This window comes from Chryseobacterium sp. SSA4.19, from assembly GCF_022601875.1.
Taxonomy (GTDB): Bacteria; Bacteroidota; Bacteroidia; order Flavobacteriales; family Weeksellaceae; genus Chryseobacterium.
This window is the reverse complement of sequence record NZ_JAKVIP010000014.1, coordinates 26729-47428: the sequence shown is the minus strand read 5'-3', so window position 1 is coordinate 47428 and position 20700 is coordinate 26729. Positions and strand designations below refer to the sequence as shown.

Sequence of the window (20700 nt, the reverse complement as noted above, 5' to 3'; positions counted from 1 at the left end):
AAATTAAACATGATAACGAAATATATTAATAAAACTTTGGTGCTAAGCTCAGCAATATTATTTTTTGCAAGCTGTTCACAAGAAAGTACCGATGAAGGCAACGGACTAATACAACCATCAGTCGATGCAGCTTTTACAGTTACTAAAACTGCTGAAAACAAATATCATTTGAAAAGAACATATAACAACTTCATCAATTCACAATGGAATATTGATGGTGACGGATTTGTCAATGGTAAAAATGAGATAGATATTTTTCTGCCTGATGCAGGAACATATATTCTGGAGCATAATGCAGTAGGAATCGGAGGTCAGATTGGTGGTACTGCCAAACACACTGTTATTGTTCCCAATTCTGATCCCATTGCAGGAAATATATTACAGGGAGGAAGATTTGATACTCCGGAAGAAGTTGCAAAATGGTCGATTCATACCATCAGTCCTACAATGGCTCAATGGGTTTTTGCGAATAAATCTGCTACCATTGTAGCAAGTGAAGGTAAGCAGCAAGCAATTTATACAACTTTTAATGTTGAGGATGGTAAAAAATACGCTATTGATTTAGTTGCTTCATCTAAAACAGCATTAGAGGACACCTGGTTTGAAGTATATGTGTTAAATAGTATGCCGGTTCCTGGAAATGATATTAGCGGAACTGTCTATAGAAATATTAATACTTGGGATGGATGTGGTAAATCTGCGTTTGGTGGAAAAGTTTCAGCAGTAGGTTGTGGAAGCAAAAATACGGGAATTTATACAGCAACAGCTACCGGTACAGTTTATCTCGCCATTAAATGTGGAGGAAAAACGGTTAAAGGATTAACAGTTGATAAAGTGGAGGTACGTGGTGTACAATAATTATCAATATGATTTCACAATATTCATATAGTTTCTTTAGAGGTGCTGCACTTTGCGGTGTAGCACTTCTTTCTTTTTTAAACTGCAGCAGTACGTCTTCGGATCTGTCAAATAATGATAATTCCGGAAATGGCGGCGGAGTAGGAACAGGAGATCCTGTTCAGGTATGGTTGACAAAAGGAGACCAGTCTATAAAACTTCAGCAGCAGAATACCGCTTATTTTTCCGGAGCCGCAGGTTCGGGTACGAGTATTGAAGTAGATGCGTCAAAGGTATTTCAGACGGTAGATGGTTTTGGCTATACATTGACGGGTGGAAGTGTGCAGGTTATTAACCAGCTTGGTGCCGCTAAAAAACAGGAATTGTTAAATGACCTGTTCAGCAGTTCAGGAATCGGGATCAGTTATTTAAGAATCAGTATCGGAGCTTCAGATTTAAACAGTGAAGTTTTTACCTACGATGATTTGCCTGCAGGGCAGACTGATGCTAATCTTTCCCAATTCAGCGTAACAAAAGATCAGGCAGTTATCCAGATGTTAAAGGATATTTTAGCCATTAACTCCAATATTAAAATCCTGGCAACGCCATGGACTGCTCCGGTCTGGATGAAAGATAACGGCAACAGCATCGGAGGAAGCCTGAGACCGGAATACTATGGAGTATATGCCCAATATTTTGTTAAATATATTCAGGCGATGCAGGCTCAAGGAATTAAAATCGATGCCATTACCCCTCAGAATGAGCCGTTACACCCGGGAAACAATCCAAGTATGTATATGACAGCCGGAGATCAGGCAACATTTATCAAAGCGCACTTGGGACCCGCTTTTCAGGCTGCCAATATCAATACCAAGATTATTGCTTATGATCACAATTGTGATAATCCCGCTTATCCTTTAGCGATTTTAAATGATACTGCAGCAAATCCTTTTGTAGATGGCTCGGCTTTCCATCTATATGCGGGAGAGATTTCTGCATTGGGTACCGTTCACAATCTGTTTCCTAATAAAAATGTGTATTTTACCGAACAATGGACAAGCTCTACCGGTAACTTTTCCGGAGATTTGGACTGGCATGTAAAAAATATTATTATCGGTTCTATGAGAAATTGGAGCAGAACCGCTTTGGAATGGAATGTTGCCAATGACGCATCATTCGGCCCTCACACACCGGGTGGGTGTACCCAATGTAAAGGTGCGGTTACCATAACGGGAGGATCAAGTTATGAAAAAAACGTAGCCTACTATATCATTGCCCATGCTTCAAAGTTCGTTCCGGCAAATTCCCAGAGAATAGCATCTACACAAGGCGACAACCTTTCAACGGTAGCTTTTAAAACTCCTGCAGGGAAAACGGTTTTGATTGTACAGAACAGCAATACCGGTGATAAAACATTTACTATTAAGTATAATCAGAAAACAGCTTCTGTCACGATGCCGGGAATTTCCACAGCCACTTATATTTTTTAAAATATATTATGAAGAAAATTTCATTTTTATTACTCATATCAGCATTTGGAATGAATGCATACGGACAAAAAACCATAGATCAGAAGGTTTCTGAGTTGCTGTCTAAAATGACCTTAGAAGAAAAGGTAGGGCAATTAGTTCAGTACAGCGGTTTTGAATATGCTACCGGTCCTCAGAATTCCAATTCTGCAACAGTTCTAGATGAAATTAAAAAAGGAAAAGTCGGTTCTATGCTTAATGTTGCCGGAGCTTCAGAAACCAGGAAATTTCAGGAACTGGCTTTAAAATCAAGATTAAAAATTCCTTTGCTGTTTGGACAGGATGTTATTCATGGATACAGGACCACATTCCCCGTGAACTTGGGGCAGGCGGCAAGCTGGGATCTGGCTCTGATTGAAAAATCAGAAAGAATTGCCGCAACCGAGGCTTCAGCATATGGAATCCACTGGACTTTCGCACCGATGGTGGATATCGCCAGAGATCCAAGATGGGGAAGGGTGATGGAAGGATCAGGCGAAGACACGTATCTGGGAACACAGATCGGTTTGGCAAGGATCAAGGGTTTTCAGGGAAAAGGATTGGGAAATCTGGATGCGATCATGGCCTGCGCCAAGCATTTTGCAGCCTATGGAGCAGCCGTTGGCGGAAGAGATTACAATTCGGTTGATATGAGTTTAAGACAACTGAATGAAACCTATCTGCCCCCGTTTAAAGCAGCGGCAGAAGCAGGAGTAGCTACGTTCATGAACTCTTTTAATGACATCAACGGGATTCCTGCGACAGCAAATAAATATATTCTAAGAGATCTGTTAAAAGGACAATGGAATTATAAGGGTTTTGTGGTGTCAGACTGGGGAAGTATCGGTGAAATGGTTCCTCACGGCTACGCAAAAGACAATAAAGAAGCAGCTGAAAAAGCAATTTCTGCCGGAAGCGATATGGATATGGAAAGCCGTGCTTACATGGCTGAACTTCCAAAATTGGTTCAGGAAGGAAAAGTTAATCCAAAATTAATTGATGATGCCGCAAGAAGAATCTTGGTCAAAAAATTTGAAATGGGATTATTTGATGATCCTTACCGGTTCAGCAACGAAAAAAGGCAGAAAGAACAGGCCGACAATCAGGAGAATAGGAAATTCGGAAGGGAATTCGGTTCAAAAAGTATTGTCTTATTAAAAAATCAAAAAAATATTCTTCCACTCTCAAAATCTGTAAAAACAGTTGCGCTGATCGGTCCTTTCGGAAAAGAAACAACAGCCAATCACGGATTTTGGTCGGTAGCTTTTAAAGATGACAGCCAAAGAATCATCACACAGTTTGACGGCATTAAAAATCAGCTGGATAAAAACTCCACTTTACTATATGCAAAAGGAGCTAATGTTGATGACCAGGATAAATCGATGTTTGACGAAGCTGTGGAAACAGCAAAAAAAGCGGATGTCGTAATCATGACATTGGGTGAAGGGCACGCGATGAGCGGTGAAGCAAAAAGCAGAAGCAATATTCATTTTTCAGGTGTTCAGGAAGATCTTTTAAAAGAGGTTGCCAAAACCGGAAAACCGATTGTATTGATGATCAATGCAGGAAGACCTTTGGTATTCGACTGGGCAGCCGACAATATCCCGGCGATCATGTATACCTGGTGGCTGGGTACGGAAGCAGGAAACTCTATTGCGGATGTTCTTTTCGGAACAGTGAATCCAAGCGGGAAACTTCCGATGACGTTTCCAAGAGTGGAAGGTCAAATCCCGGTATATTACAATCACTATAATACAGGGCGGCCGGCGAAAAACAATACGGACAGAAATTATGTTTCTGCGTATATTGATCTGGACAATGATCCGAAATTTCCGTTCGGTTATGGTTTAAGCTATACGGATTTTAAGTATTCTGATATTAAATTGAATTCGTCAGATCTTAAAGGAAATCAAACATTGAGAGTCAGTGTAAATATTGCTAATACAGGAAACTACGACGGAGAAGAAGTGGTGCAGTTGTACATCAGGGACCTGGTGGGAAAAGTGGTGCGGCCCATAAAGGAATTAAAAGGTTTTCAAAAAATATTTATTAAAAAAGGGGAAAGTAAAACCGTTAACTTTGCACTAACTCCCGAAAACCTGAAATTCTATGATGACGGATTAAATTATGAATGGGAAGCTGGTGAATTTGATATTATGGTTGGAACCGATTCTCAGCATGTTCAGACCAAAAGAATCAATTGGACAAAATAAATAATTAATACTTTTTTTACTTATCAAGAGCGGGATGAAACCCGCTTTTTGACGGTAAAAGACTTAATCATTTACTATTAAATATTAGTTTTGGACGATCAATAAGGCTTTCTTTCTTCAGAATAAAAAGCACTAAAGAATATAGGTGCAAAGATTAAATAAAGGGATTATAGAGTAAGTTGCTAAAGAAATTCAATACTGTGATTTGACAGGGCTTATGTGTTCCTGTTTACCGTTTGGTAACGAACTCAATTTAGTGTATTAATCTTTTATAGTCAAAATAAATGATTAAAAAGTTTTATATTATACTTTGCTTTAAAAATAATATTAAATAATTCAAAACGTCGAATATGAAATTTCACAATATCATTACCGTTTTTGCCGGCGGAGCTTTACTTTTTTCTGTTGCAGGTTGCGCTTCCAATAAGCCCGATTCTCACAGAAAACTGATCTGGAATGATGAATTTAACGGGAAAGGATTACCGGATGCTACAAAATGGAATTATGACGTAGGAGGGCACGGTTTCGGTAATGAAGAATCTCAGTTCTATACCAAAGACCGGCTTGAAAATGCAAGAATGGAAAAAGGAAATCTTATTATTGAAGCCAGAAAAGAAAAGTGGGAAGAGAGCAAATATACTTCCGCAAGGCTTTTAACCAAAGGAAAGTTTTCCTTTCAGTACGGAACGGTAGAAGTCCGCGCGAAGCTTCCGAAAGGCCGTGGCACATGGCCCGCCATCTGGATGATGAGTGAAAAGATGAGAACCTGGCCGAATGACGGTGAACTGGATATCATGGAACATGTTGGCTACAATCAGGGATATATCCATGCATCTGCCCATACAAAAGATTATAATCACAAAATCAATACCCAGATCACAGATACGGTCTTTGTAAAAGATGCCAGCGAAAAATTTCATGTGTATAAAGCAGACTGGACACCGGAAAGAATTGATATTTACGTAGATAATCAAAAGTTCTTCACGTATGTGAATAAAGAAAAAACATACGATGCATGGCCGTTTGACCAGCCGTATTTTATTATTTTAAACCTGGCCGTCGGAGGATTCTGGGGAGGAAAAGAAGGTATTGATGATACTGTTTTCCCTCAGAAATATTATATAGATTATGTAAGAGTATATCAGAACAAATAATGAAGCGGGGAATTTCTCTCCAATAAACAGAAAGAAAAGATGAATAAATTAATTGTAAGTTGTTTTGCAGTCGGGATGGCACTTAATGTCAATGCTCAGAATTACTGGAAAAAAAATGCAGGCAAAACAGCGAAGGTGATTTTTACAGGTTCTAAAACCAATGAAAAAATGGTTGATAAAGGAACTGTAAAATTTGAAAAGATGGCACAGCCGAAAGAAACGGACGCCTGTATTTTTGTGGATCCGGATTTTAAATATCAAAAGCTGATCGGGATTGGCGGGGCGATTACCGATGCTTCCGCCGAAACTTTTTATAAACTTCCGAAGAACAAACAGAAAGAAATTATTGAGGCATATTACGGGAAAAACGGATTGGGATATACAGTGGTCCGGACCAATATGAACTCCTGTGATTTTTCAAGTGATTCCTACACGTATGTTCAGGACAATGATACCTCGTTGACATCTTTTAATGTAGCGCATGATGAAAAATATAAAATTCCCATGATCAAAGAAGCCCAAAAGGCAATCGGCAATCATTTTACCTTTTATTTTTCACCGTGGAGCCCGCCGGCCTGGATGAAATCAAATAAAAGCATGCTGAAAGGCGGAAGACTGGAAAATACATTTTATCAGACCTGGGCTGATTACTATGTAAAATTCATTAAGGAATATGAGAAAAGAGGAATCAATATCTGGGGACTAACGATCCAGAATGAACCAATGGCAACACAAACCTGGGAATCATGTATTTATACGGCAGAAGAAGAGGGTGATTTTCTTAAAAACAATCTTGGACCCACGCTTTGGAAAAACGGTTATAAAGATAAAAAAGTCATGATCTGGGATCACAACCGTGACCTGATCTACCAAAGAGCAACCACAACCTTAGGTAATCCGGAAGCATCAAAATATGCTGCGGGAATCGGCTATCACTGGTATGAAACCTGGAATAACAAAACGCAGCTTTTTGATAACCTGCTGGAAACCCAAAGAGCATTTCCTGATAAGTTCCTGGCTTTTACCGAAGGGTGTAAAGAGCAGTTTGATATGACAAAAATTTATGATGTCAGCTTAGGTGAATTGTATGGAAAAAATATGATCAATGATTTCAATAAGGGAACCGCTTTATGGACCGACTGGAACGTTCTTTTAGATGAAACCGGTGGCCCGAACCACGTTGGAAATTTCTGTTTTGCACCCATTATTGCAGATACTAAAACCGGCGAAGTTCATTATACCTACGAATATTATTATGTGGGACATGTTTCAAAATTCATCAAGCCCAATGCACAAAGAATCGGAAGCTCGTCAAACCGCGTAGCTTTGAACTCAACAACATTTATGAATGAAAACGGACAGTTGGTGACCGTAATTATGAATGATTCGGATCAGGATTTCAATACCAATCTCTGGATTGAAGGCATGTCGGCAAAGTTAAATGCACCGGCACATTCTATACAAACCGTAATTTTATAAAAAAGCTTCATATTAACATTATTTTTTTAGAACCGGCGGCACCAAAGGTGCCGCCGGTTTAATTTGAGTTTTATCCAAAATATAATGCATAAAAAAGCCGAAACACAAATGGTTTCGGCATATAATCTGAAAATAAGAATCAGTTGATATTATTCAGCATCATATCTGCTGATCACTTTCTGGGTAACTCCCGTATTGCTGAAACCTCCGTCATGGAAAAGATTCTGCATGGTCACTTTTTTGGTAAGGTCAGAGAAAAGTGTCACACAGTAATCCGCACACTCAAGAGCGGTGGCATTCCCCAGCGGCGACATATCCTCTGCAAATCCAAGGAAACTTCCGAAACCTTTTACACCGCTACCGGCAGTAGTAGGCGTAGGAGATTGTGAAACCGTGTTTACACGTACTTTTCTTTCACCCCAGTAGTTTCCGAATGTTCTGGCGATGCTTTCAAGATACGCTTTATTATCGGACATATCATTATAATCAGGGAACGTTCTCTGAGCTGCAATATAAGAAAGCGCCAAAATACTTCCCCATTCATTCATACAGTCCTTTTCATACGCTACACGCATCACTTTATGGAAAGAAACGGCGGAAATATCCCAACCTTTTTCCAACCAGTCATAATTCATTTCTGTATAATGTTTTCCTTTTCTTACATTGATGGACATTCCTATAGAGTGAAGAATAAAATCGATTTTACCGAACTTGGCAACTGCAGCATCAAAAAGTTTTTCAAGATCTTCAAGAGAAGTAGCATCTGCTCCAATAACTTCTGAATCTGTTTTTTCTGCTAAACCGTTAAGTTCTCCCATTCTTAATGCAATAGGAGCATTAGATAAGATAAATTCAGCACCTTCTTCATGACATCTCTCTGCAACTTTCCATGCGATTGATTGTTCATTAAGGGCCCCGAAAATAATCCCCTTTTTGCCTTTAAGTAAACCGTATGACATAATTTTTAATGTTTATTAATATACAAATGTAGCAATATTTGTGTTGATGGCATAATAAAAAACGGAGCCTTCTGTAAAAAAGGCTCCGTTTTTTGAAATATTTATATGACTGAAATTTTAATTGGTCTTCTTATTCCATTCTGCTTTCACATCTTCTGATGCATCTTTCGTTTTTTCCCAGGCATCATTTGCTTTATCCTTAATATTTTCCCACGTATCTGATACGTTGTTTTTTACCCGGTCGAACCAGTCTTCCTGTTGTGCTTCCTGGTCGTTGTTCCTTTTTTCGTTGATGTAGTCTTTTGCTCTGTCTGCTAATTCTTCAACTTTCCATTTTGCATCATTAGCAGTATTTTTTAATGAGTTTTCTGCATTGTCAACTGCATTTTCTGCTTTGTTATAATCTGAATTGTTCATAATGTGATATTTTGTGTAATTATTTTTTGATAATTATCATTAAACAATAACCATTCCTAAATTTTCATCACATTGTTAAATTTTTCATAATTTATTTTAGAAGATTTAATTACTCATTATTCAGTTTTCGGAAATTATAAAATAGCCATAAGATTCAGATTAACATTTTTTCAAAAATTTACAATGCCACCGGTATTGATCTTAATGAATGATTCTGTCAAGCACCCAAGTGATGAGCTTCTTTTCTGAATTATAGTGATCAGCCGAGAATTCGCCACGTCTTCTGTTTGCGATTACATTATTGACGGTAATGGCTTTGTGCCCTAACAGCTTAGACAGTGCATAAATTGCAGAAGTTTCCATTTCAAAATTGGTCACGCCCAGATCGTCTAGCTTTTCTAAAAACTGATCATCCACCGCCTTCAGACGAAGCTGTCTTCCCTGCGGCGCATAAAATCCGGGGAAAGTAGCCGTGTTTCCATGGTACTTAGCATCTTTATACAAATCACCCAGTTCTGCTGCCCAATCTGAAAAATACAACATTGGTTTGATCTTAGGATACGGAAACTTTTCCATGAAGTTTTTTGAAAATTCATTTTCAAACGCATAATCCTGATAAAAGTGCATAAGGCCGTCCAGCCCAACGACATTCTGTGTAACCAGCATGTTGTCTACCTGAACCTCAGGATTTACACTTCCGCAGGTTCCCATTCTGAAAAGCTGTAGGGCAGAATGTTCGGTTTTAAATTCTTTGTTTTTAAGATCAATATTCACTAGTGCATCCAGTTCATTCATCACAATGTCTATGTTTTCGGTACCGATTCCCGTTGACATAACAGTAATTCTTTCACCGCGCAAGGTTCCGGTGTGCGTGTAGAATTCTCTTTTGTTTTTCCTGATTTCAACCGTATCAAAATAAGCTGAAACTTTAGCCACACGGTCAGGATCTCCTACAAGGATAATTTTTTCAGCAATATCTTCAGGTAACAGATTAAGATGGTAAACACTTCCATCATCATTCAGAACGAGTTCTGAAGCCGCTAGTTTATTAAGCATATGTTTTTTATTTGAATTAATTTGTTTTAAAACTCTTCCCCAAAAGCCTCATCATTTTTAAAACTACAGCCAAAAGAAACCGGCCATTGATCATGAATATAATTTCGGGATTTAAAATTAATAAAAAAAAATTACCTGAGGATGTTATCCCTGATTACATAAACAATACATCTAGGTAAATCCTCTAATTTTTATTCACCAGTATCAAATGGTTGTACAATATAAACACAATTTAACTCAGATTTAAAATTCTAGTAACACCTGAACCGGCACCTATCATTAGTTTTGCGCAAAAATTATAATGAAATTTTATCCTTTAGCGGCTCTTATTCTCCTGATAGGTTTTGCGGTGATGTCTTTTAATCCGGTTTATCAGGGTTATGAAACTGAGAATTCAGTAATCAATACAGGACTATTGAAATTTAAAAATAAACTGGACCAGTTAAAATCAGATGCCCATCGGTTTTCAGAGGATAAAATTTCGCTTGATGAATTAAGGCAATCATTAAAAAATACAAGAAATTCTTTTAAAGAAATAGAATTTTATGTAGCCTATCATTACCCTGAATTTACAAAAACACACCTTAATGCCGCACCACTATTTCACATTGAAGCTGCAGGCACAACATCATATACATTGCCTCCGGAAGGGTTGCAGGTGTTGGATGAACTGATATTTTCCGATGAAGCGGCAGATCAGAAAGAAGAAATCAAAACAATTACTGATTTTTTATACAACAGCTATGCGGGTTTCTATTCAAGCACCGTTAAAAACGGATTGAGTAAAGGAAATAATAAAACGTTACCGTTAAGAATCGAGCTGATAAGAATATATAGTCTTGGGGTAACGGGGTTTGATACACCCGGTTCGCTTAATATTTCCGAAGAAGCAATGCACGCTTTTTCAGGAATGAAAAAATACATAAATGATGATTCATATTTTAAAAATTATAACATTCAGAAAGCGAACGTTATTTTAACAGAGGCAATCAATTATTTATTAAAAAATAAGGATTTTGAAACGTTTGACAGGATTGAGTTTTACAAAAAATATATCCAGCCTCTGTACGAGGAATTTGGGGCATGGGATGGAAATACTGATGACCTGAAAGAATTTTCAGGGTGGAATGCAGGAAGTAAGAACTTTTTCAGCAGCGATTTTCTGGATCCTTATTTCTATACACTGTTGAAAAAAGAAGATGACAGCCCGAACCTGAAACAGTTAGGAAAAAAGATATTTTTTGACCAGGAAGTCAGTGACAATGGTAAAATGAGCTGTGCAACTTGTCATTTGCCGGAAAATGCTTTTACAGATGCAAAAAGCAAATCTCTTAGCAATGTAGAGGGTAGAACCGTATTAAGGAATTCCCCGTCTCTCTATAATGCAGTGTTTGCTAAAAGATTTTTCTATGATCTGAGGGCTTTTTACCTGGAACAGCAGGCAGAGCATGTTATTTATAATGAAGATGAGTTCAACACCAGCTATGAAAGCATTATTAAGAAATTAAAAACAAAACCTGAATATAAAAAAGCTTTCGGAAAAGCTTTTAAAAATGGGAAAATCAGCAAAGAAAATTTCTCCAGAGCCCTGAGTTCTTATGTGGCTTCATTATATTCTTACGAAAGTGATTTTGACCGCTTCATGCGCAATGAAAAAGACATTTCATCAGATGTAAAAAAAGGTTTTAATTTATTCATGGGGAAAGCCAATTGCGCAACCTGCCATTTCGCGCCCAATTTTTCAGGCCTGGTTCCGCCATTTTTTAATGAAAATGAATCTGAAGTGCTTGGGATTACCGCAAAACCAATTAACCAAAAACCAATTGAGCTGGATATTGATAAAGGAAGACTAAACAGCCCTGTAAAAAAAGAAAATTCATGGATCTACGAAAATTCTTTCAAAACAGTAACAGTAAGGAATATTGCATTAACAAAACCGTATTTCCACAACGGAGCATTTAACACGCTGGAAGAAGTAATGGATTTCTATAACGAAGGCGGAGGAGAAGGTCTTGGGCTGCCGGTAAAAAACCAGACTCTGGCACCGGACAAGCTTAATCTGACAAAAACGGAGATCAGCCAGATTATTGCATTCCTCAACTCACTGACCGATGTCAGTAGAAAATAAAAGTATAAATTACCTATACAATAAATAAAGCCTGCCAAAGGGATTTCTTGTCTGGCTTTTTTATTTTTGAGATAATCTTACACAGATTATAATCAGGTAGTTTCAATAAAAATAAAAATCTGCTCAATCTGGAAAATCTGCAAGAATAGAATTAAAAAATATTCTCTTAAATTCAGATGTATAAAAGTAAAACTCAATAACTGAAATATGAGAAATGGTATTAAATAATTCATTTAGATGAAATGTTTAAGTTAACATAAAATTCACCTGCTTAACATCCCGTTCGCTATTAATTAATATTTGTGCCGGATTATTTAAACTCCTATTAATAGAGGGTTTGCAACAATAAAATAGCTTTGCAACGTTCAATAAACCGAAATTTGAAATGAAAAGAAAATTACTTACCGTGGCAGCGCTTGCACTGATGACAAGCTCGTTTTTTAATGCCCAGACTTTTGTTTTTAACAAAAATTCTTCATGGAAATACAATGACAGCAATACGGCTTTGCCGGCTCAGTGGAAAGATGCTGCCTACAATGTTTCTGCCTGGTCGCAGGGAAATGGGCCGCTTGGTTATGGTGATCCGGTAACAACTACAACGGCTACAGGTCTTATCACAGCTTATTTTGCAAAGGATTTTACCGTTAATTTGAATGACCTTTCCACTTCTATGGAATTGGGAGTAATGAGAGACGACGGTATTGTTGTTTATCTTAACGGTGAAGAGATCGCAAGAGACAACATGCCTTCAGGAACTATAGACTTCAATACTTTGTCCAGCACAACCATTGACGGGGCTGCAGAAAGTGTATATAATGTTTTCTCGATTCCGAAATCTAAATTTGTTAACGGGAACAACAGAATTTCTATTGAACTGCATAACAGAGGTTCTCAAAGTTCTGATTTAAGAATTGACGCGTATCTTAAAACGGTAGTAACCACTACAAACCCACCGGTTCCTTGTAATGCTAATCACATCAGTTGCTTTACCTCAATTGTTCCGACTGCGCAAACCAATAAACTGATTATTCCGGCTGAGCATAAATACCAGCTGATTTTAAAAGAAGGGGACAGTTATACAGAAGGCGGAGGATTAGTGGGCGGCCAGAATGACTTTACAGCATACGTAGCGAAAAATTCAAGCAGTACCAACGGATATCTTTCTGTAAACCATGAAACCAATCCGGGAGGTGTGACCATGGCTGAAATCAATTACAATGCAGTTACTAAACTTTGGCAGCTATCCAGATCAAGAGCGGTAAGTTTCTCAGCACCGAGCCTTGTTCAGACAATCAGAAACTGTTCAGGAGGGATTACGCCTTGGGGAACTGTAGTGACTGCCGAAGAATCGGTAACCTCCAATGATGTGAACGGTGACGGAATGAAGGATTACGGATGGCTGGTAGAAATTGATCCTGCAACCGCTCAGGTTATTTCTCAGAATGCTGACGGATCTAAAGGGAAACTTTGGCAGATGGGAATCATGAACCACGAAAATGTAGTGATTAATAATGCAGGAACCATTGCCTACTACGGGGAAGATGGCGGAACTAATATGGTGTATAAATATGTAATGGATACTCCGGGTAATCTTTCATCAGGGAATCTATATGTTCTGAAAGCAGATCAGGGATTAAGCGGCGGGGATCCGGTAGCAACCACCGGAACCTGGATTCAGGTTCCTAACAAGACAAAAGCCGATCAGAATAATACGGGTTCATTAGCACAGTCTTTGGGCGGAACTTCTTTTAACGGGGTTGAAGATGTAGATATCAGCCCGATTGACGGTAAAGTTTATTTTACCGCAAAAGGATTGAATAAAACATACAGATTTCAGGATAACGGAACCACGGCTTCTCAGGTTGAAACTTTCGTAGGGGGCCTTACAACGACCTATTCTTTTGAGACGGCGCAAGGTACAAAAACAGAAGCATGGGGAGACGGAAACGATAACCTTACGTTTGATGAGCTCGGAAATCTTTGGGTTCTTCAGGATGGTGGTAAAAACTATATCTGGGTAATTGCTCCGGATCACACACAGGCCAATCCTAAGGTGAAACTGTTTGCTTCCATGCCTGCAGGATCAGAGCCTACCGGACTTACCTTTACGCCGGATCATAAATTCGGGTTCTTCTCCGTTCAGCATCCGGATTCCACGATTTCTACAGATATTGATGCGACAGGAAATACGATTGATTACAGAGGAAAATCTGCTACGGTGGTTATGGCTCTTAAAAATAACCTGGGGACAACAGGATCTTTAGGTACCATCGATACTCATTCTGAAAATACCGTAACGGTAGCTCCGAATCCTACTTCGGGAATTGTGAAAATCAATTCTCCGAAAGGATTGAAAGACATTTTGGTAACAGCCTACAGCATTGACGGTAAAATTGTATTCACTCAGAAATATACAGGAACAAACAAAGTGTTGGATCTTGACTTTACAAGACAGTTAGAAGCGTCAAGAGTTTTGATTTTAAACATCGAAGCAGACGGAGGATTCCAGCAGACAGTAAAACTTTTGAAAAAATAACCATTAATAATTACCAATACTGCCGGCAACATCTTTGTGCCCGGCAGTATTTTCATTTATGAAAAAAATTTTCCTTTCTATTTTTATCATCGCTCTTTCACAAGTTAAAGCTCAGATTGATCCCGTAAAATATCCTACATACACTAATGTTGACGAGGCTTTGAAAAGTGGTAAAACGGTGTACAGCATGAGCTTAAGAGGCAAAGGAATGTTCAATCTCCCTTCAGAAATCCGGAAGCTGAATTTGATCTTTTTTCTTAATGTAATGGAAAATAAGCTCGAAAAGATGGATGAGTCTATCTTCGCTTTGAAAGAACTGACAATTTTAAACCTGAACGAAAACAACATCAAATATATTCCCGATGAAATCGGAGAGCTCAGAAAGCTTGAAAGTTTCTCTATGAACTTAAACGGCCTGACTGGCATTAACCCAAATATTGCCAGGCTTCAAAAACTGAAAGTTATTCACCTGGATGCCAACAACCTGAATGTTTTCCCGGAAGCATTGATGCAGATCCCAAGTCTAGAAGAAATTAATTTGCAGGGAAATCAGATCAGTTTTATTGCGAAAGATCTCGATAAGATTGAACATTTAAAATCATTGAATTTGTCTTCCAATCAGATTAAAGATATGGAAAACCTGGAGTTTCCAAAACATTTGAAGTACCTTGAACTTCAGCAAAACTCAATTTCAAGACTTCCTGAAAAGCTGTTCCGTTCAAAAAATATGGAGTTTTTAAATGTAAGCAGTAATCAGATCAGAGAGATATCGCCTAAAATTAAAGGCTTGAAAAACATAGTGAGCCTGAATTTGGCTAACAATAAATTAAAGGACCTTCCGAAAGAATTTTCACAATTAAAAAATCTTAAAACCTTACTCTTAACGGGCAATCCGATGGTTCCTTCAACCATTGAAAAATTGAAAGCCATGATGCCGGAAACTCAGATTTACTTCTGAGTAACTATCCGCCGACCCTTTTGGTTTTATAGCCCATCTCTTCAAGGATATTCATTATCTTATCACGGTTGTCACCCTGAATAATGATCGTTCCATCCTTCTCAGAACCACCTATTCCCAGTGTGGTTTTTATTTTTTTGGAGATGTTTTTTAATTCGTCCTCGCTTCCTTCCCAGCCTTCAATAATAGTTACTGGCTTGCCGTTTCTGCCTTTTTTTTCAAACTTGCATACCAGCGGTTCTTTTTGTTTGAACTGCTCTTCAGGCATTTTAAAATCCTGTTCCTCATGCTCAGGAAAAAGGTTTTTCAGTTGGTCTCTTAAATCCATATGGCAAAATTAATGAAAATATTTAAGGCAGAGAATGCATATACAACCATAAAACAAAGTTGATGGTTGCAAACTTTATAATCCCAAACTGCAGGAAACTGAAATCTTTTAATGAAAATTTAAGTCCTTCAGATTCTTAAATTCATTTCAAATTAAATAAATTTGTGATACAAAAGTTTATACGAAATGTCGAAAAAAGCAATATTAGCGATCCTTGACGGATGGGGATTGGGAACAAATCCGGCCGTTTCTGCCATCGATCAGGCCAATACACCATTTATAGATAGCTGTTTTAAAAATTTTCCCCATACTACGCTTGAGGCAAGCGGGCTTGCTGTGGGCCTGCCTGTAGGGCAAATGGGAAATTCTGAAGTAGGACATATGAATCTGGGAGCAGGGAGAGTGGTATACCAAAATCTTGTTAAACTGAATATGGCTGTTGAAAACGGTTCCCTGGGTCAGCAGAAAGTGATTCAGGATGCCTTTGAATATGCTAAAAGAGAAAATAAAAGAGTCCATTTTATCGGTCTGGTTTCAGACGGGGGCGTACATTCGCATATCAATCATTTAAAAGGGCTGATCACAGCGGCACATGAATTCGGATTGCATGAAAATGTTTTTGTTCATGCCTTTACAGACGGCCGCGACTGTGATCCGCATTCCGGTAAAGGGTTTATTGAAGATATCCAGAAGCATATGGAAAAAACAGTAGGAAAGCTGGCTTCTGTGGTTGGAAGATACTACGCGATGGACAGGGACAAAAGATGGGAACGTGTGAAAATTGCATATGATGCGATGGTAGAAGGAGTAGGAGATCAGACTACCAATGCGTTGCTTGCTATTCAGAAATCGTATGATGAAGGTATTACAGATGAATTTATGAAGCCGATCATTATGATTGATTCTACACAGATTGGTAATGTGGTTCCTGTTGGTAAGATTACGGATCATGACGTCGTGATCTGTTTCAATTTCCGTACAGATCGTGGCAGGGAAATTACAGAAGTCCTTTGCCAGCATGATAATCCGGAATATTTTATGAGAAAGCTTCCGCTTTATTATATTACATTAACCAATTATGATAAAACATTCCAGAATGTACACGTTGTTTTTGATGAAGAGGTATTAAAAGAAACCATGGGTGAGGTTCTGGAAAGAAACCAAAAACTACAGATCAGGATTGCCGAAACGGAGAAATATCCGCATGTAACATTTTTCTTTTCCGGAGGCCGCGAAGAGCAGTTCGTAGGCGAAAAAAGACTGCTTTGTCCGAGTCCGAAAGATGTTCCGACCTATGATCTTAAGCCCGAAATGTCTGCCTATGATATAACAAATGCCATTCTGCCTGAACTGGAACACGAAACAGCAGATTTTATCTGTTTAAACTTCGCCAATACGGATATGGTAGGACATACAGGAGTTTTCCAGGCAGCAGTAACCGCAGCGGAAACGGTTGACAAATGCATTGAAAAAGTAGCTACCACCGCCTATGAGCATGGTTATGCTGTTTTTATACTGGCCGACCACGGGAACTCCGATGTGATGATGAATCCGGATGGAAGCCCGAATACACAGCATTCCACCAATCTGGTTCCTTTCATCGTAATGGACAAAGAGCATACCTGGAATCTGAAACCCGGTAAGCTGGGTGATGTTGCTCCAACTATTTTAAAAGTGATGGGCGTGGAAATCCCGGAAATTATGACAGGAGATATTCTAGTAAATTAAAATAAATACTTTTATATGAATAATGCCGTTATACTTTACATAGTGGCATTATTTATGATTAATATCAGGTAGAATTAACATAATATTATGTCTTAAATAATAATAATATCATAACTTTGTAAATTAATTCTAAATTCTAAAAATGTATCAAAAGCTTGTAAGAAAAGAAGTCATGGGGATTTTGGAGAAGGAAGTCGGTTCTTTTCTGGAAAAGTTCTTAACGCCAATCGAAAAAATCTGGCAGCCTTCAGACTATCTTCCGGATCCGTCAAGCGCTGATTTTAAATACGACTTAGAAGAAATCCAGACTTTCGCTCGCGAAATGCCGTATGATTTATTTGTAACACTTATCGGTGACTGTATCACAGAAGAAGCATTGCCTTCCTATGAATCATGGCTCATGGGTGTGGACGGAATAGATCAGGAACAGAAAGAAATCGGCTGGGCCAACTGGGTAAGAGCCTGGACAGGTGAAGAAAACCGCCATGGCGACCTTTTAAGCAAATACCTGTATCTGTGCGGAAGGGTAAACATGAGGGAAATGGAAGTTACGACACAGTACCTGATCAATGATGGTTTTGATTTGGGAACAAGCATGGATCCATATAGAAATTTCGTCTATACAAGCTTCCAGGAAACGGCAACCAATATTTCCCACAGAAGAGTAGGTACATTGGCAAAACAGTCGGGAAACACCAAACTGGCTAAGATGTGCGCGGTTATTGCTGCTGATGAAGCAAGACATGCCAAAGCATATAAACATTTTGTCGCAAAAATATTAGAAATAGACCCTTCAGAAATGATTTTGGCATTTGAAGATATGATGCGCAAAAAAATCGTGATGCCTGCTCATATGATGAGGCAGTCTGGACAGAAAGCCGGAGAACTTTGGGGTCATTTTTCAGATGCGGCGCAGAGATGTATGGTGTATACAGGACAGGATTATATCAACATTATGAAAGACCTGCTGGATGAATGGAAAATTGAGCATATAAAAGGCCTTAATGAAAAAGCTGAAAAAGCTCAGGAATACTTAATGAAACTTCCTGCAAGGCTTCAGAAAATCACCGACAGGATATCAACACCGGATCTGCAGTTCCAGTTTAACTGGGTAAAAGAATAGCCGGTCGTAGTAAAATAATAAAAGGAAGAGTGCTGAATATTTTTAGCACTCTTTTTATTTGTATCTTTGCATTTTTAAAAATATATTCAAAATGATGAATAATAAAAAAATTGCTGTAGATTTTGACGGAACTGTTGTTGATGACGCGTATCCGGCAATCGGCAAACCTAAAATTTTCGCTTTTGAAACCCTGAAAAAACTGCAGAGCGAAGGATACAGGCTTATTCTCTGGACGTACCGTCACGGCAAAACGTTAGATGAGGCTATAGAATTCTGTAAGAAAAACGGAATCGAATTTTATGCCGTGAACTCAAGTTTTGAAGGCGAGGTTTTTAACCCTGAAACCCAATCAAGAAAGCTGGATGCAGACTGGTTTATTGATGACAGAAACCTTGGCGGATTTCCGGGATGGGGCGAGATCTACAATATTATTAAAGAAAGAATAGAATTCCGTGTGGAAGGCAAAGAAGTTTTAGCCTATTCAAAACTTAAAAAAGAAAAGAAAAAAGGATTATTCTGGTAAATTAAAAGAAATTGGAAGTTAGAGATTAGATATTAGTTCTAAATCAGCTTCTGATTTAACAATGACCAGAATATAATAGATGTTTAGAATTAAACTTAAAATATCCATAAAGTTTTGATCTAATATCTGACATCTAATATCTAACATCTATATTAAAATGATTCAGTTAAAAACAATAGACGAATTGCGTCTGATGAAGCAGAGTGCTCAGTTGGTTTCAAAAACATTAGGAATGTTGGCAAAAGAAATCAAGCCGGGTATTACTACTTTGTATTTAGATAAATTAGCCCATGATTTCATTAAAGATCATGGTGCTGAACCTGCATTTTTAGGATACGGAGGATTTCCGTATTCATTATGCATTTCTCCCAACGAGCAGGTCGTTCATGGGTTTCCGAATAAGGATGAGATTAAAGAAGGCGATGTGCTTTCTGTAGATTGCGGAGCGGTGCTAAACGGTTTTGTAGGAGATCATGCCTATACTTTTGAAATCGGAGAAGTGAAACCTGAAACCAAAAAGCTGCTGAAGGTTGCTAAGGAATCTTTGTATAAAGGGATTGCGCAATGCGTCAGAGGAAAAAGAATCGGGGATATTTCCTATGCTATTCAGAGCCACTGTGAAAAAGAAGGATACGGCGTAGTAAAAGAGCTTGTCGGCCATGGTGTCGGCAGGCAGATGCATGAAGATCCTCAGGTTCCGAACTACGGAAGACAGGGAAGCGGCAAAGTAATCAAAGACGGATTGACTATCGCTATCGAACCGATGATCAATCTGGGAACTGAAAAAGTGAAGTTCCACAATGACGGCTGGACGGTAACCACTCTTGACAGCCAGCCTTCTGCTCATTTTGAGCATGACGTAGCGGTAATCAACGGAAAACCGGTATTGCTTTCTACCTTTCAATACATCTATGATGCTCTGAGTATCGAAAGTGACGAAGAAAAAGCATTCCAATTGGATTTTTAATGAAAAAAGCCGCGAAACTTTTATTGAATACGGTTCCGCGTCCCATGCTGATCAAAATGAGCATCTGGGCACGCCCGCTGATTTACCAGTTTTTTAAAGGAGACCGCTTTACGGATCCTATCGATGGAAAATCCTATAGGAAATTCCTTCCTTACGGATATGGAAAACAACGTGAAAATGCATTATCTCCGGGAACTTTAAGCCTGGAACGGCACCGGCAGATGTGGCTCTATCTTCAGAATGAAACTGATTTTTTCATTAAAAATTATAAAGTTCTGCATATTGCTCCTGAACAGGAGTTTTTAAGGAAATTCAAACGGATGAAAAACCTGAATTATATTTCAGCCGATTTGTTTTCTCCGATTGTTGATGTGAAAGCGGATATCCTTGATCTTCCTTTTGAAGATGAAAGCTTCGACATCATATTCTGCAACCATGTTCTTGAACATATTGAAGATGATGCAAAGGCAATGAATGAACTTTACCGCGTGCTGAGACCGGGAGGCTGGGGAATTCTGCAGGTTCCGATGAAAAATGCTCTTGAAAAAACGTATGAGGATTTTACCATTAAAGATCCGAAAGAACGCCAGAGACATTTTGGTCAATATGACCATGTACGCTGGTATGGAATGGATTATTTTGACCGGTTAAAGAAAGCAGGTTTTGAAGCTGAACCGAACTTTTATTCTCAGAATTTTTCAGAAGAAGAAATTAAAAAATATGGGCTGCGCAAAAATGAAATCCTTCCTGTAGTTTATAAAAAATAAGAAAAGTCCCGAAATTCGG

At 38.5% G+C, this 20700-nt stretch carries 17 protein-coding genes; 13 read left to right on the top strand and 4 right to left on the bottom strand.

Annotated elements, in window-relative coordinates; all coding sequences use genetic code 11:
- The first annotated feature begins 9 nt into the window (after window positions 1-9).
- The 5 genes from MKJ01_RS11265 (at window position 10) to MKJ01_RS11245 (ending at window position 7191) form a co-directional block, all read left to right on the top strand.
- Window positions 10-858 (top strand): hypothetical protein, encoded by an 849-nt coding sequence (locus MKJ01_RS11265; RefSeq protein ID WP_241614118.1) that lies wholly within the window; start codon window positions 10-12, stop codon window positions 856-858.
- 8 nt (window positions 859-866) lie between these two features.
- The gene (locus MKJ01_RS11260; RefSeq protein ID WP_241614119.1) at window positions 867-2327 is read left to right on the top strand and encodes a glycoside hydrolase family 30 beta sandwich domain-containing protein; all 1461 of its coding nucleotides are present in this window, start codon (window positions 867-869) and stop codon (window positions 2325-2327) included.
- An 8-nt stretch (window positions 2328-2335) separates the two neighbouring features.
- A complete protein-coding gene (gene bglX / locus MKJ01_RS11255) occupies window positions 2336-4558 on the top strand; it encodes a beta-glucosidase BglX (RefSeq protein ID WP_241614120.1) in 2223 nt (740 codons plus the stop codon).
- A 350-nt stretch (window positions 4559-4908) separates the two neighbouring features.
- On the top strand, window positions 4909-5712 hold the full coding sequence (locus tag MKJ01_RS11250; RefSeq protein WP_241614121.1) for a family 16 glycosylhydrolase: 804 nt from the start codon (window positions 4909-4911) through the stop codon (window positions 5710-5712).
- A 39-nt stretch (window positions 5713-5751) separates the two neighbouring features.
- Window positions 5752-7191 (top strand): glycoside hydrolase family 30 beta sandwich domain-containing protein, encoded by a 1440-nt coding sequence (locus MKJ01_RS11245; protein ID WP_241614122.1) that lies wholly within the window; start codon window positions 5752-5754, stop codon window positions 7189-7191.
- A 149-nt stretch (window positions 7192-7340) separates the two neighbouring features.
- Here the strand turns inward: MKJ01_RS11245 and MKJ01_RS11240 are convergent, their stop codons facing one another.
- The 3 genes from MKJ01_RS11240 to MKJ01_RS11230 all read right to left on the bottom strand — a co-directional run bounded on the left by MKJ01_RS11240 (window position 7341) and on the right by MKJ01_RS11230 (window position 9623).
- Window positions 7341-8150: an enoyl-ACP reductase gene (locus tag MKJ01_RS11240; protein WP_241614123.1), complete on the bottom strand. Its 810-nt coding sequence runs from the start codon at window positions 8148-8150 to the stop codon at window positions 7341-7343.
- A gap of 117 nt (window positions 8151-8267) precedes the next feature.
- Window positions 8268-8567: a hypothetical protein gene (locus MKJ01_RS11235; RefSeq protein ID WP_241614124.1), complete on the bottom strand. Its 300-nt coding sequence runs from the start codon at window positions 8565-8567 to the stop codon at window positions 8268-8270.
- A 201-nt stretch (window positions 8568-8768) separates the two neighbouring features.
- Window positions 8769-9623: a nucleoside phosphorylase gene (locus MKJ01_RS11230; RefSeq protein WP_241614125.1), complete on the bottom strand. Its 855-nt coding sequence runs from the start codon at window positions 9621-9623 to the stop codon at window positions 8769-8771.
- Between the two features lie 301 nt (window positions 9624-9924).
- On the opposite strand from MKJ01_RS11230, the gene MKJ01_RS11225 reads away from it, so the two are divergent.
- The 3 genes from MKJ01_RS11225 to MKJ01_RS11215 all read left to right on the top strand — a co-directional run bounded on the left by MKJ01_RS11225 (window position 9925) and on the right by MKJ01_RS11215 (window position 15245).
- Window positions 9925-11751: a cytochrome-c peroxidase gene (locus MKJ01_RS11225; protein WP_241614126.1), complete on the top strand. Its 1827-nt coding sequence runs from the start codon at window positions 9925-9927 to the stop codon at window positions 11749-11751.
- A 385-nt stretch (window positions 11752-12136) separates the two neighbouring features.
- A complete protein-coding gene (locus MKJ01_RS11220) occupies window positions 12137-14287 on the top strand; it encodes an alkaline phosphatase PhoX (RefSeq protein ID WP_241614127.1) in 2151 nt (716 codons plus the stop codon).
- A gap of 58 nt (window positions 14288-14345) precedes the next feature.
- Entirely contained in the window at window positions 14346-15245 is a 900-nt protein-coding gene (locus MKJ01_RS11215) for a leucine-rich repeat domain-containing protein (protein WP_241614128.1), read from the top strand.
- A 4-nt stretch (window positions 15246-15249) separates the two neighbouring features.
- Here the strand turns inward: MKJ01_RS11215 and MKJ01_RS11210 are convergent, their stop codons facing one another.
- Window positions 15250-15573 carry a translation initiation factor gene (locus MKJ01_RS11210; RefSeq protein ID WP_241614129.1) on the bottom strand — a complete coding sequence of 108 codons (324 nt, stop codon included), beginning with the start codon at window positions 15571-15573 and terminating at the stop codon, window positions 15250-15252.
- A 186-nt stretch (window positions 15574-15759) separates the two neighbouring features.
- Between MKJ01_RS11210 and gpmI the strand changes: the two genes are divergently transcribed.
- From gpmI to MKJ01_RS11185, 5 genes are all read left to right on the top strand, one after another.
- Window positions 15760-17301: a 2,3-bisphosphoglycerate-independent phosphoglycerate mutase gene (gene gpmI / locus MKJ01_RS11205; protein WP_241614130.1), complete on the top strand. Its 1542-nt coding sequence runs from the start codon at window positions 15760-15762 to the stop codon at window positions 17299-17301.
- Window positions 17302-17443: 142 nt separating this feature from the next.
- On the top strand, window positions 17444-18424 hold the full coding sequence (locus MKJ01_RS11200; protein WP_241614131.1) for an acyl-ACP desaturase: 981 nt from the start codon (window positions 17444-17446) through the stop codon (window positions 18422-18424).
- A 91-nt stretch (window positions 18425-18515) separates the two neighbouring features.
- Window positions 18516-18947 carry a BT0820 family HAD-type phosphatase gene (locus MKJ01_RS11195; RefSeq protein ID WP_241614132.1) on the top strand — a complete coding sequence of 144 codons (432 nt, stop codon included), beginning with the start codon at window positions 18516-18518 and terminating at the stop codon, window positions 18945-18947.
- Between the two features lie 157 nt (window positions 18948-19104).
- Window positions 19105-19914, top strand: a complete 810-nt coding sequence (gene map, locus MKJ01_RS11190) for a type I methionyl aminopeptidase (RefSeq protein ID WP_241614133.1) — start codon at window positions 19105-19107, stop codon at window positions 19912-19914.
- Complete coding sequence (locus MKJ01_RS11185) at window positions 19914-20681, top strand: class I SAM-dependent methyltransferase (protein ID WP_241614134.1); 768 nt, start codon at window positions 19914-19916, stop codon at window positions 20679-20681. The genes map and MKJ01_RS11185 overlap by 1 nt, the downstream gene beginning before the upstream one ends.
- The last annotated feature ends 19 nt before the right edge of the window (window positions 20682-20700 follow it).

Coding starts and splice junctions, on each gene's coding strand:
- MKJ01_RS11265 (WP_241614118.1), top strand. CDS start 10: ATGATAACGAAATATATTAATAAAACTTTGGTGCTAAGCTCAGCAATA.
- MKJ01_RS11260 (WP_241614119.1), top strand. CDS start 867: ATGATTTCACAATATTCATATAGTTTCTTTAGAGGTGCTGCACTTTGC.
- bglX (WP_241614120.1), top strand. CDS start 2,336: ATGAAGAAAATTTCATTTTTATTACTCATATCAGCATTTGGAATGAAT.
- MKJ01_RS11250 (WP_241614121.1), top strand. CDS start 4,909: ATGAAATTTCACAATATCATTACCGTTTTTGCCGGCGGAGCTTTACTT.
- MKJ01_RS11245 (WP_241614122.1), top strand. CDS start 5,752: ATGAATAAATTAATTGTAAGTTGTTTTGCAGTCGGGATGGCACTTAAT.
- MKJ01_RS11240 (WP_241614123.1), bottom strand. CDS start 8,150: ATGTCATACGGTTTACTTAAAGGCAAAAAGGGGATTATTTTCGGGGCC.
- MKJ01_RS11235 (WP_241614124.1), bottom strand. CDS start 8,567: ATGAACAATTCAGATTATAACAAAGCAGAAAATGCAGTTGACAATGCA.
- MKJ01_RS11230 (WP_241614125.1), bottom strand. CDS start 9,623: ATGCTTAATAAACTAGCGGCTTCAGAACTCGTTCTGAATGATGATGGA.
- MKJ01_RS11225 (WP_241614126.1), top strand. CDS start 9,925: ATGAAATTTTATCCTTTAGCGGCTCTTATTCTCCTGATAGGTTTTGCG.
- MKJ01_RS11220 (WP_241614127.1), top strand. CDS start 12,137: ATGAAAAGAAAATTACTTACCGTGGCAGCGCTTGCACTGATGACAAGC.
- MKJ01_RS11215 (WP_241614128.1), top strand. CDS start 14,346: ATGAAAAAAATTTTCCTTTCTATTTTTATCATCGCTCTTTCACAAGTT.
- MKJ01_RS11210 (WP_241614129.1), bottom strand. CDS start 15,573: ATGGATTTAAGAGACCAACTGAAAAACCTTTTTCCTGAGCATGAGGAA.
- gpmI (WP_241614130.1), top strand. CDS start 15,760: ATGTCGAAAAAAGCAATATTAGCGATCCTTGACGGATGGGGATTGGGA.
- MKJ01_RS11200 (WP_241614131.1), top strand. CDS start 17,444: ATGTATCAAAAGCTTGTAAGAAAAGAAGTCATGGGGATTTTGGAGAAG.
- MKJ01_RS11195 (WP_241614132.1), top strand. CDS start 18,516: ATGATGAATAATAAAAAAATTGCTGTAGATTTTGACGGAACTGTTGTT.
- map (WP_241614133.1), top strand. CDS start 19,105: ATGATTCAGTTAAAAACAATAGACGAATTGCGTCTGATGAAGCAGAGT.
- MKJ01_RS11185 (WP_241614134.1), top strand. CDS start 19,914: ATGAAAAAAGCCGCGAAACTTTTATTGAATACGGTTCCGCGTCCCATG.